Genomic DNA, 12,374 nt, shown 5'->3' with positions numbered 1-12,374 from the left:
TCCATATCCGGATTGCCTTTTTCATTATTTCTTATTAATCGTTACAGTCTCACTATATTTCGCTGTTGTATTTTGGCGTAGACGAAGTGTTGCTTGTCCAGTTGTATTTGGATCGATTTGTACGTTCACAATTTTTTCAGCAGAACCTAAGCTGTTTGTTGTGAAAGAAAATGCACTACTATATCCGAAAGTAGATGGCCAAGTGCCGTTTGTATTTTGAACTTTTGCTATTTGTGTACCGCCAGTAGTGAATATACCTAAAGAATAATTATTGTATGTTGTGTTTGGTAATAAGTTATTTACTTGAATTTTGATTTGGAACACTTCATTGTTTGGTAGAGTGCTAGGGTGTGTAACTACGTAGTCATTTGCTGTTACTGCACCGTTATAGCCATATGAACCAGGTTTAAAAGTATTTGTATTAAACCATTGATAACCTGCATTTGGCGCACTCCAAGGTTCAGGTTGTGGCTCAGTTGATAAGCTTGGTTGTTCAAATGTTTGTAAAGTGGTAGGTAAATCAAGTTGTAAACCATTTACTTGGTCTAAACTTGTAAATGTTTCTTTATTCGATAGCCAATTTACGATATTTTCTAGTAAAATCGCATCGTTTTCTTCTTTATATCCATCGTAAGTTTTCTTTGTTTGGCCAGAGTCTTCACGAACGTATTTTGGCGTAGCATCTTCAACAGGAGAAGAGTCTCCAATAAAGGCAGCTTTTCCAAGTCCTACTTTTGCGATAGCAGCATAAGGACCTTCTGCAACACCACCGCCGTTATACACACCGCTATCAACAGCGTTATTCCATTTTGCTGGGTTTTCTGGAAGATAAACAAGTCCTTTTGCTAGTTTTGGATTTGTAATTGCTAAAGTAGAACCAGCATGCATTGCTACAGATGAAACCCCTTCTGTAATTCCGAATGATTGTTCAGGTGATACAATATTTTTAGCGGAAACATCACCGATTGCATTATAGCGGAAGCGAATACCGAAGTTGTCAGATAGCCAATCAGAGCTTTCTACTCCTTGCATAGCTTGTGAATTGGCTTCTTCGTTAGACATTCCTTTCGCTGGATTATCCCAAGCACCGCGTCTATATCCGTTAAATACTTCAGAAGAGTCCCAACGATTTTTATTACGATCTGCATTATAATGATCGGCAATGAAGAAGATACTACCGCCATTTTTCACGTATTGTAACATAGCATCTTGTTCAGATTTTTTGTAAGGAATATTTGCCTCTGGAACGATAAACACATTGTAGTCTTTTAAATCTTCGTATGTAATTGGTGTTGATTTACGTAGTTCTTTTACATGATAGCCGTTTTGAGCGATACCATTTCCGAAATCAGAAAAGCCGCCATCAATAACCCAGTCAGCTGTCCCGGCAGTTTGACCGTGTGTATTATCGAATAATACTTTCTTCTCATTATTTTGGTTTACAACTTTTGCAGCAATTTCAGGAGCTGGGTCTACAGAGCTTTCGGCATAAGTAGACGGTATGAACGAAGCTCCTATACTTAGTGTAATTGCTGTTGCTAAAGAAAATGTAATCCATTTTTTATTCTTCATAGAAGAATCCCCCTAATAATAAATATATGTGCTTTAATAATGTAATTTATTTTTTTGTAAAAATAAAGACGGAAAACATAAAAAATATTAAAAAATTGTAAAAATACCGTGAAATTTGTTGAGAAATATTTATATAGACATAAAAACACCCCTTCCAATCAATAAGGAAGGGATGTTTTGTTTAACTAATTTTTGAATTAGGTGTTTCATCAATCTTATGAAACCCTTTCATGTAGTACACGATAGCTAAGCCGATAAGCCAAATAGGACCGACGATTAATGCGATTCGTGTATCTTCTGAATACGCCATTATACCTAATACTAGTACAAGGAAAGCAAGTGAGAAATATGAACTTAATGGGTATAAGGGCATTTTATACGATAACTTTTGTCTGTTTTGCGTTGGCAAACTTTTACGGAATTTAATTTGAGCGACTAATATGATTCCCCAAGTCCAAATTGCGCCGAAAGTGGAAATACTAGTGAGCCATGTAAATACCTTTGCAGGTACGAGATAGTTTAATATAACGCCAATGAGTAAAACGATCGCAGTTGCTACAATTCCTTGACTTGGAATGCCATTTTTATTTAAACGACCGAATCTTTCAGGTGCTTTCTTCTGCTGAGCCAATGTATACAGCATACGGCCTGTACTAAATAAACCACCATTACAAGATGAAAGAGCTGCTGTTAATACGACAAAGTTAATAATCCCTGCTGCTTTTGCAATACCGATTTGTTGAAATGTTAATACAAATGGACTTCCTTTCTCACCCAGTTCGTTCCATGGATAAATTGCCATCATAACGAATAGAGCTCCAACGTAGAACAGTAATATTCTCCAAAATACGTTATCGATTGCTTTTGCGAGTGTTTTCTTCGGGTTTTGAGCTTCACCAGCTGTAACACCGATTAATTCAACGCCTAAATAAGCGAATAATACCATTTGCATGGAGAGTAGTAACCCAGAAAATCCATTTGGAAACCAGCCACCATGTGACCAAAGGTTTGAAATACCGGTGGCTATTCCGCCATTTCCGAATCCGAATAAAATAATACCAGCTCCAACTACTATCATACAGATAATTGTGACAATTTTAATAAGAGCAAACCAAAATTCAAGTTCTCCAAATACTTTTACGGATAAGAAGTTGAAAGCGCTCATTAATAATAAAGCGAGTAGCGCCCAAGTCCAACGCGGAATATCTGGGAACCAGTACTGCATGTAAATGCCAGCTGCTGTAATTTCAGCCATGCAAGTAACAACCCATAAGAACCAGTAGTTCCAACCTGTAATATAACCAGCTAGCGGTCCGAGATAATCATATGCATATTTACTAAAAGAGCCGGCAACAGGTTGTTCAATTGCCATTTCTCCGAGCGCTCGCATAATGAAAAAAATAACGAGTCCAGCAATCATATATCCTAGTAAAATAGAGGGCCCAGCTAGTTTAATAGCAGAAGCAGATCCTAAAAATAGTCCAACGCCAATAGCTGAACCGAGTGACATTAAAGTAATATGTCGTTCTTTTAAACCGCGGTTTAAAGTTCCAGATTTGTTTGAGTGTTGCATAAGAAGAATCCCCCTTGTAGAGTGAACGATGTTTGAATGCGCTTACTAAATATTTAACTATTTCAAATTATAAAACATTTCTATCTGTTATGCTACAAAAATAATCATAATGAACTGTACTACATCTAGACTTGTCAGACTTAAACTTAAAATTCGAACTATTAGAGAATATATTGACTCTTCTTTTTATTGATTGTTAAGATTAAGTATTATATTTTCTCGCATACTAGTAAGAAGAGAATGTGTGATAATAATTCAGGTGTAGGAAGGGTACATAAGCATGTTTCAATTACAAAAATATAACACTTCTGTGAAGCAAGAGTTTTTGGCTGGCATCACAACTTTTTTTACATTTGCGTATATTCTTGTCATCAATCCGAAAATATTATCTGATGCAGGTGTACCATTTGACCAAGCGTTTACAGCAACAATTATTGCAACTGTTGTTGGAACAATAGGTATGGCGATTTTTGCTAATTATCCAATTGTTATTGCTCCAGCTATGGGGATGAACGCATACTTTGCGTATTCTGTTGTACAGAAAGCAGAAGGGATTACATATGTAATTGCCTTTTCAGCGGTATTTGTAACAGGGATTATTTTTCTTTTATTATCTTTTACTTCGTTTAGGCAAAAGTTAATTTTAGCAATTCCTGATAGTTTAAAGCATGCAATTGCAGGTGGTATTGGACTATTTATTGCTTTTATTGGATTACGCCTTTCTGGAATTATCGTTGATCATCCATCAAATTTAGTTACGATTGGTGATTTTCATTCTCCAGCCGTTATTTTAACTCTTATTGGTTTAATATTAGCGGCGGTATTAATGGCATTGCGTGTGAGCGGTGCATTATTTATTAGTATGATTGTGACAGGAGTTATCGCCTTTTTTACAGGGCAACTGAAGTTCACGGATAAAATTGTTGCGATGCCTCATTTACCAGAGGGTATTATCGTTTCAAACCCAATCAATGCCTTTTCAGATGTAATTGAGTACGGCTTATATGGTGTTGTATTTTCATTTTTACTTGTACTGTTATTTGATACGACAGGTGCATTACTTGGATTAATTAAACAAGCGGGTTTAATTACGGATAATACAGAGAAACGTTTTGGTAAAGCGTTTATTGCGGATGCAATTGGCGGTACTACAGGCTCTATCTTTGGGACAAGTCCAACAGCAGCGACGATTGAATCGTCAGCTGGTATTGCTGCAGGTGGTAAAACGGGATTAACAGGTATTGTAGTAGTCGGCCTAACGATTATAACGGCGTTTTTCAGCCCTGTTATTGCTTCTTTATCAAGTGTAGCTGCTATTACAGCTCCTTCATTAATTATTGTAGGTAGTTTAATGGCACAAAGTATTCGTGATATTAATTGGAATGAATTTGAAGATGCATTACCAGCATTTTTAATTTTCGTTGGTATTCCGTTAACGTCTAGTATTGCGAATGGAATTGCAATTGGATTTTTAGTGTATCCAGTCTTGAAAATTGTGAAAGGGAAAGGGATGGAAGTACATCCATTACTATACTTATTTACAATTTTATTTGGATGTCATTTATTCTTATAATATAGGAGAGGGGGCTTCTTATGAGGGGCTCCTTTTTTGTGTATAATAAAGTGAAACTTAAATTAGTAATGTAAAATATAAATTACTTATTGGAATATATATGTTACAATAAAGGCAGAGGAGGAACATGAATGGCTGTAAGTAAAATAAAAGTCGCGCGTGTTCAGTTAGATTTAACACAGCAACAATTAGCAGAAAAAGTAGGAGTTACAAGGCAAACGATTAGTTTAATTGAGAAGGGCAAATACAATCCGTCTTTAGATTTATGTTTGAAAATCTGTTATGCAGTAGATAAAACTTTGAATGATTTGTTTTGGGAGGAAAAGGAGTGATTCGATGAAAATCGTGAAAGATGAACGTTTAATGATTGAGGGGTTAAAACATATTAGATTAGTTTTCATCTTACAAAATATCTTTATACTAGGTATTGTTTTTTATCGCTACGTTTTGCAAGATGCAGGATATGAAAGTGTTTCGGATTTATTAATGGTATTTATGGGTGGGATTGTAGTTATTAACCTTTTAAATCTGAAAAATTCAGTGGAAGTGTATGAGCATACAGGGGGAGTATCACGTAGCTATTTCATGAAACTATTATTAGTGCCTGTAAGTATTGTTATTGGGATTTTAGCTATTTGTATCGTTGTAACACCAGATATTTCGATAAAGGAAATTAGTATGACAGGACTTATTATGTTTGCTTGTTTTTTAGTTCCTAGTCTGTTTATATACATATATATGAAAAAGATAAAAAGTGAAGATTGAAATATAAGAAGAGCTTTCCTGTTGCGGAAAGCTTTTCTTATATTCTTTTATACAGTACTTTATGAAGGCCAATTGGTTCAATTTCAAAGATTTCACCATGTTCTTGGAAGCCTAAGCGCTTGTAATAGTCAGCTACAGTAATTCGGCCATTACACCATAATATATTTGCTTGACGCTCTTGTAAGATTTGTTCTGCATTCTGAATTAAGGAGCTTCCAGCGTGGTTGTTTCGAAATTCAGGTAATGTTGCCATTCCTCGTAGACGATAATGCATACCTGCTTGTAAGTCAGGATGCATTTCCTTTGAGAAAGAAGCGATACTAATAAGTTTATCATTTATAAATGCGCCTAAGTGAAAGGTATCTGTTTCATAGTCGGAAGAGTATTTACAATCTGCTAATGTTTGACTCGGGCGTAAAATTTTTTGACGTAATACGTAAGTTTCAGATCCATCAATATTTTTCACGGTAATCATATTAACATCCTTTCTTATAAAGCTTTTTCTGTTAATTGTATAAAGAAATAGGCAGGTGCGGCGAAAAGTCCGAGTATGCTAGCGGTTCCGAGAAGGAGTGAAAGTAAGAGACAAGAGTACTTTATTCCATTTGATTTTTTCCATCCATAACTACAAATTTCAATGCTAACACCGATGAGAATAATGGCAACGAGTATTTCTGCTAATAATAAGAGAGCTAAAGTTATAATAGACATAATGTAATCCATCCTCATAATATGTGATAGTAACATTTTACCATATGGAATGGAAAAAAATGCCCCTTAATTATGTAAGGGGCATTTTTCTATTCTAATATGCTTTTTAGTGTATCGATATGTTCTTTCGAGCCTGTTACAAGTAATGTATCACCGTGTTGTAGTCTTGTATCACCATGCGGGATTAATGCTTTATTCCCACGATAAATTTGAATGACTAGTACATCGCCTAAAAACGGAAGGCGACGAAGTGCAACGCCGTTATATTTATTGCTTCGTAGTTCAACTTCACGGACTGTTTCGTTTGCTGTTGTAATTAAGCGAACGAGACTCGGTTTATCAATTAATGCACGTAATAGAATACGTGTAGAGTTAATGGTTGAGAATACGGCGATATGTTCTTGCGTTGCTTTTTCTTGTAGAAGCGGATCTTCTACACTTGCAATAACATGTTCAACACCTAGTTCTTTTGCATGTTCTGCTAATAGTAAGTTTTGTTCATCATCGCTTGTTGCAACAACAACGCGGTCTGCATGAAATGCTGTTTGTTCAGTTAATGATGCAATTGTGATGTCATCTAATTTCACAATAGGGAAGTCGTGCGATTTCGCTTCCTCATCATTTATTTTATTTTGACGCATCATATATAGTGTTACGTCATAATCTTCTCGTTTTAAATCAAGTGATAACGGAAGGGTAATTCTACTCGCACCAATAATTGAAACTTTTGGTTTTGGTGTTTCCACTTTTGGGAACATCTTTTTAAATAATATAGGTGCGAAAATACAAGTAATAACTGCGCTTAAAATAAGGGAGGCAGATAAACTTGGACTAATGATTCCTAGTTTTTCACCAATTTGTGCAGCTGCAATAACTAAAGAAAGTGTCGATGTTAATAAGATGGCACTTCCTAGTACGATATTACGTGGATACCATTTTCGTAAGACGAGTGATGGTATCAGTTTTGAAATAAAGAGTCCTACAATTAAAATTGGGATCATGAGCATGCTAGAAGGTTCTTTGAAAATAGACCAAACTTCTAAATTTACACCAACCATTACGAAGAAAATAGGAATGAAGAAACCGTATCCGATAGAATCCAGTTTTTCAACCATATCTTCATTTGGTGATAATAATGATACGAGTACACCTGCTAAGAAGGCACCTAAAATATTTTCGGCTCCAACGGATTCAGATAACCCAACTAATATTAAGATGAGTGCAAAAACAGCTCTTGTATCAATTTGTACACTACCAGCTTTTAAGCTATCTAAGTATGGAATGTTTTTAAAACGTTTTGCAACGAAGTAAATAACAATACCAGCGCCGAATAGAAGAAGAAGGAGCCACATGCTTTGGCCGCTTTCGGAATTTAATCCGACGAATACAGCAAGTAAAATCATTGTAACTAAATCCGCAATAACAGCGACCAATAAAATGATTTGTCCAATTGCTGTTTTTCCTAGGTTATTCTCTTTTAATGTTGGTACGACAACACCTAAAGAGATTGTTGAAATAATTAAAGTCATAAACATTGCATTATCTACAAATCCTAACCATACGAATAGTAATGATAGGGCATAAGATAAGATGAAAATAAATAAGAAGATAACACTTGCTGCTTGGAATGTGTTTGGTTCGTTTGTCGTATTCTTTTTCCCTTTTTGTTTAAAGATAGAAAAATCAATTTCTAAACCGCTTAAAAACATAAGAAAGATAAATCCTAGTGTCGATAAGACTTGAAGCCACATATCTGGCTCAATAATATTAAACCCACTTTTACCTACAAAGATTCCTGCGATGATTTCTGCAACGACGACAGGAAGTGCTTTTAATTTAAAGCGTTGTAACAAAAGGGGAACGAAAAACGCGATTGCAACGACAACCATAAGTGATAGAACAGAAGTATGATGTTCCATTGCGTTCTCTCCCTTCAAATAAATATAGTAACTATTTAGCCATATAATAGGTAGAAAAGCAACGCATATGGATTCGATTTCATAAAGAAAGAGTTTTCTTAACATTTGTCATAATAAGTATATTTTTCATGATTCTGTTGTTAATTCCGTAATGTGGGTGTAATAGGGGGAGGGAATAAAAAAAGACTGCTGAGAAACCTCAGCAGTCTTTTCATGTACATTACATTGAGAAGAAGATCCATACAGTTAAACCAACTGTTGCTGTTGCAACGAAGAAACTGTAAATCATAGTAAGAATTTGAACTCTTCCTTCTCCTTCTTTTAAATGCATGAACATAATTAATTGTAACAACGCTTGCGCAACAGCCATTACGATAATGGTAGTTAGGATCGTTGATAGTGGCAGGTTTGTGTAAAGTGCCACGTATAGAGCTAGAAACGTTAGTGCAAGCGATAAAATAAATCCGAAAACGTGTGACCAAGGGAATCCGCTATGCGCATGCCCGTTTGCTTGGTTGTTATTTTGACCCATTTACGCCACCATCCCGTTCAAGTAAACTAGTGTGTAAATAAAGACCCAAACTAAATCAAGGAAATGCCAGTATAAGCTGATAATGAATACTTTACGAGCTGTAACTGGTGTTAAACCTCGTTTTAAAATTTGGATAATAACACAAATTGCCCAAATGATACCGCCTGTTACGTGGGCTCCGTGCGTTCCAAGAAGAACGAAGAATCCAGATAGGAAAGCACTTGTTTGAATTGTTGCGCCTTCACCAATATACATAATGAACTCTTCAATCTCGAAGAATAGGAAGCCTGCACCTAAAAGTAATGTAAGGACGAACCATCCAAGCATTGCTTTTTGGTTGTGCTTACGCATTTCGTGAATCACGATACCACATGTGAAACTACTTGTTAAAAGTAGTAATGTTTGAATTAAAAGCGTTTTAAGTTCAAACAGTTGTGCTGGTGTTGGGCCATCTGCCGTACGACCAGCAAGTACTAGATAAGAGGCGAAAAGTGTTGCGAACAGCATAATTTCAGCCCCAAGAAAAATCCAGAATCCTAGGATATTCAATCTGCTTTGTTCGGATTGATATTCCAAAGGTAAGCTTTTATCTAAAGCCGCCATATCATTTCACCTCTCATGCTACATGTTCTGATTTTTTAATTTCATCAACACTAATATAGTAACCTTCATCGTAATCGAATGAACGATAGATTAAGCAAGCTAAAATACCAATGCCGCCGATTGCTGCAAGCCAGAACCAGCTAAATACTAATGCGAAACCTGCAAGACCGAAGAATCCAGACGCAATAATAGGCACACCAGAGTTACTTGGCATGTGAATTGGTTTGATGTCTTCTGCTGCTGGTGTAACTGTTTCTCCGCGTTTCTTCATGTACCAGAAAGCATCAGCTTCTTTGATTTCAGGAAGTTTCGCGAAGTTGTAATGTTGTACAGGAGATTGAGTTGCCCATTCAAGTGTACGGCCGTCCCATGGATCTCCAGTTGTGTCACGTTCACCGTGACGAGCACTCCAAATTACGTTGTAGCAAAGAAGTAGGAAGCCGATACCCATCATTACCGCACCAACAGATGCGATTTGGTTTAGCCATCCCCATCCAAGACTTTCAGAGTAAGTGTACATACGACGAGTCATACCGTCTAAACCTAAGAAGTACATTGGGAAGAAACAGATGTTGAATCCGCTCATAAAGATCCAGAATGTCCATTTACCTAGGCGTTCATTTAACATATGACCAGTCATTTTTGGATACCAGAATGTGAATCCAGCAAGCATAGCGAATACTGTACCTGCGATTAATACGTAGTGGAAGTGAGCAATTAGGAAGTAGCTGTTATGGTACTGATAATCAGCTGCTGCCATTCCAAGCATAACCCCTGTAACCCCACCGACTACGAAGTTTGGAATAAATGCCAATGACCAAAGCATTGGAACTGTAAAACGAATACGTCCTTTATACAGTGTAAACAACCAGTTAAAGATCTTAACCCCGGTTGGAATCGAAATCGCCATTGTCGAAATCGAGAAGAATGAGTTAACCGCTGGACCTGCACCCATCGTGAAGAAGTGGTGAAGCCATACGACGAAACTTAGTAAAGAAATTGCAACCATTGAGTATACCATCGCACTGTAACCGAATAGACGCTTACGTGAGAATGTACTAATGATTTCAGAGAAAATACCGAATGCCGGTAAAATAACGATATATACTTCAGGGTGACCCCATACCCAGAATAGGTTGGCCCATAACATTGGCATACCGCCGCTCGCCATCGTAAAGAAGTGAGCATCGAATAGACGGTCAAATGTCATTAATGCAAGAGCAACTGTTAATACTGGGAAAGCGAAAATAATGATAATTGTTGTAATTAAGATTGACCAAGTAAACATTGGCATTCTCATTAAAGTCATACCAGGTGTACGCATTTTTAAGATAGTAACAAGGAAGTTAATACCTGTCATTAACGTACCGAGACCTGAAATCTGTAATGCAATTGCGTAGTAGTTATTTCCTACACCAGAAGTAAACTCTGTACCTGCCATTGGGAAGTAAGAAGTCCATCCAGCGTCTGGAGAACCACCGATTACGAAAGCGATGTTGAATAACATTGCTCCGACAAAGAATAACCAGAAACTTAAAGCATTTAAGAACGGATATGCAACGTCACGAGCACCAATTTGTAATGGTACTACAAGGTTCATTAATCCCATAACGAATGGCATCGCCATGAAAAGAATCATAACTGTACCGTGTGTTGTGAAGATTCCGTTATAGTGTTCAGCGTTTAAATAAGTTGTTTCTGGGAATGTTAACTGTGCACGGATCATTAAACCGTCCATACCACCACGGAATAACATAATAACCGCAGAGATAATATACATGGCCCCAATCTTTTTATGGTCAACAGTTGTTAACCATTCGTCCCAAAGCCATTTCCATTTTTTATACTTTGTTAGTACGAAAATGATTGCTAATGTCACAAGAACGATAGAAGCGTCTGCACCGTAAATAATCGGGTCACCTGTGACAAAGAATTCATCAAGCTTCACTGTGTTCACTCCAATCTGTTGGAATTATAGCTATTATTTTTTGTTTTTGTAGTAGTTGTAATCACAATATTCAAGTGATTTTGGATCTACATAACTTAAGTGATGGCTAGAGAATGTCATACGACCAACTACACCAGGTTTAACAATTTCGTTGTACTTATCTTCTGTTAGTTTAGGAGCAGTTTGTTGTACTTCTTTAACCCACTTGTCATATTTCTCTTTAGTTTTTGCTTCAACTTCGAACTCCATGTGAGTAAATCCTTCACCAGAGAAGTTCGCGCTACGGCCTAGGTAAGAACCTGGCTTATCAGCTTGTAAATAAAGGTCCATAATCATGCCATCCATTGTGTACTTCATACCACCAAGTTCTGGTACCCAGAAAGCATTCATTGGGCCGACAGAAGTCAGTTTGAATTGAATTGGTACACCAGCTGGGATGTTTAAATAGTTAACGGTTTCAATTTTTTCCTCTGGGTAACTGAATAACCATTTCCAGTTTGCAGATGTAACATAAATCTCCACTGGTTTAATATGTTTGGACTCTTCCGGAACCTCTTCCGAAGCATAAGTTGCTTTTACTGTTGGAATCGATAATGCGATAACGATAATAACAGGAACAAGCGTCCAAATGATTTCTAATAATGTGTTACCGTGTTGTTCAGGTGGCTCATAGTCCATATTCTCTGGTTTTTCACGATAACGAATCAAGATGACTGTAAACAAGATGAATACAATTGCGATAATTAATGACATAAGCAAGAATGACCAAACAATTAAATCATACTGTGCTTTTGCAACAGGTCCTTGCGGATTTAATACTGCGAGTTTTTTATCACAGCCACCGAGGAACAGAAGTAATGATAACGGAAGAAGCGAAGCCAACTTCCAAAACGCTTTCTTTAGTTGCACGATTGAAAATCTCCTTTCTCCTTGGATTGAAACTATGCCAATAAAACAATATAAACCTATTAATTTATAGAAGGCAATAGTTTTTGAGATATTGTTAAAAAATAGACACAAATGCACACTTTTTAAGGTGAATATCATTTGTAACTTGATTACATTGTAAACTATTTTCCAGAGAAAAATGCGATTGTGAAAATTTTAAGATAAATAAAGTTATACCAGGATATCCAAGAAATAGTAAAAAGCTATCTTATTATAAGAAAATAGCTGAA

General features: G+C 36.5%; 12 protein-coding genes. 3 read left to right on the top strand and 9 right to left on the bottom strand.

The features are described from left to right. Positions 1 to 24: 24 nt before the first annotated feature. Together AC0L0O_RS24250 and AC0L0O_RS24245 are read right to left on the bottom strand one after the other, a co-directional pair. Positions 25 to 1,572 carry a DNA-binding protein gene (locus AC0L0O_RS24250; RefSeq protein ID WP_473786161.1) on the bottom strand — a complete coding sequence of 516 codons (1,548 nt, stop codon included), beginning with the start codon at positions 1,570 to 1,572 and terminating at the stop codon, positions 25 to 27. 181 nt (positions 1,573 to 1,753) lie between these two features. Next, positions 1,754 to 3,145 (bottom strand): amino acid permease, encoded by a 1,392-nt coding sequence (locus AC0L0O_RS24245; RefSeq protein WP_001164821.1) that lies wholly within the window; start codon positions 3,143 to 3,145, stop codon positions 1,754 to 1,756. 280 nt (positions 3,146 to 3,425) lie between these two features. Between AC0L0O_RS24245 and AC0L0O_RS24240 the strand changes: the two genes are divergently transcribed. From AC0L0O_RS24240 to AC0L0O_RS24230, 3 genes are all read left to right on the top strand, one after another. Continuing rightward, entirely contained in the window at positions 3,426 to 4,718 is a 1,293-nt protein-coding gene (locus AC0L0O_RS24240) for an NCS2 family permease (RefSeq protein WP_000487177.1), read from the top strand. Positions 4,719 to 4,849: 131 nt separating this feature from the next. Next, complete coding sequence (locus AC0L0O_RS24235) at positions 4,850 to 5,050, top strand: helix-turn-helix transcriptional regulator (RefSeq protein ID WP_000301182.1); 201 nt, start codon at positions 4,850 to 4,852, stop codon at positions 5,048 to 5,050. Between the two features lie 4 nt (positions 5,051 to 5,054). Then, a complete protein-coding gene (locus tag AC0L0O_RS24230; protein WP_375361684.1) occupies positions 5,055 to 5,483 on the top strand; it encodes a hypothetical protein in 429 nt (142 codons plus the stop codon). A 37-nt stretch (positions 5,484 to 5,520) separates the two neighbouring features. Here AC0L0O_RS24230 and AC0L0O_RS24225 read toward each other — a convergent pair whose 3' ends face one another. The 7 genes from AC0L0O_RS24225 to AC0L0O_RS24195 all read right to left on the bottom strand — a co-directional run bounded on the left by AC0L0O_RS24225 (position 5,521) and on the right by AC0L0O_RS24195 (position 12,105). Further along, a complete protein-coding gene (locus AC0L0O_RS24225; RefSeq protein WP_001984729.1) occupies positions 5,521 to 5,958 on the bottom strand; it encodes a GNAT family N-acetyltransferase in 438 nt (145 codons plus the stop codon). Positions 5,959 to 5,972: 14 nt separating this feature from the next. Then, the gene (locus AC0L0O_RS24220; RefSeq protein WP_003296716.1) at positions 5,973 to 6,230 is read right to left on the bottom strand and encodes a DUF4022 family protein; all 258 of its coding nucleotides are present in this window, start codon (positions 6,228 to 6,230) and stop codon (positions 5,973 to 5,975) included. Positions 6,231 to 6,283: 53 nt separating this feature from the next. After that, positions 6,284 to 8,113 carry a monovalent cation:proton antiporter family protein gene (locus tag AC0L0O_RS24215; protein WP_000399994.1) on the bottom strand — a complete coding sequence of 610 codons (1,830 nt, stop codon included), beginning with the start codon at positions 8,111 to 8,113 and terminating at the stop codon, positions 6,284 to 6,286. A 220-nt stretch (positions 8,114 to 8,333) separates the two neighbouring features. Next, complete coding sequence (gene qoxD, locus AC0L0O_RS24210) at positions 8,334 to 8,645, bottom strand: cytochrome aa3 quinol oxidase subunit IV (protein ID WP_000531382.1); 312 nt, start codon at positions 8,643 to 8,645, stop codon at positions 8,334 to 8,336. Next, the gene (gene qoxC, locus AC0L0O_RS24205; protein WP_000729317.1) at positions 8,646 to 9,248 is read right to left on the bottom strand and encodes a cytochrome aa3 quinol oxidase subunit III; all 603 of its coding nucleotides are present in this window, start codon (positions 9,246 to 9,248) and stop codon (positions 8,646 to 8,648) included. A 13-nt stretch (positions 9,249 to 9,261) separates the two neighbouring features. Next, positions 9,262 to 11,196 (bottom strand): cytochrome aa3 quinol oxidase subunit I, encoded by a 1,935-nt coding sequence (gene qoxB / locus AC0L0O_RS24200; protein ID WP_000762372.1) that lies wholly within the window; start codon positions 11,194 to 11,196, stop codon positions 9,262 to 9,264. A 33-nt stretch (positions 11,197 to 11,229) separates the two neighbouring features. Next, positions 11,230 to 12,105, bottom strand: coding sequence for a cytochrome aa3 quinol oxidase subunit II (locus tag AC0L0O_RS24195; RefSeq protein WP_001176160.1), 876 nt, complete (start codon positions 12,103 to 12,105; stop codon positions 11,230 to 11,232). Positions 12,106 to 12,374: the final 269 nt, after the last annotated feature.

It is taken from the genome of Bacillus sp. GS3m_15504 (assembly GCF_055825275.1).
The sequence above is the reverse complement of the archived record's forward strand: the minus strand, read 5'-3'. Positions and strand labels throughout refer to the sequence as shown.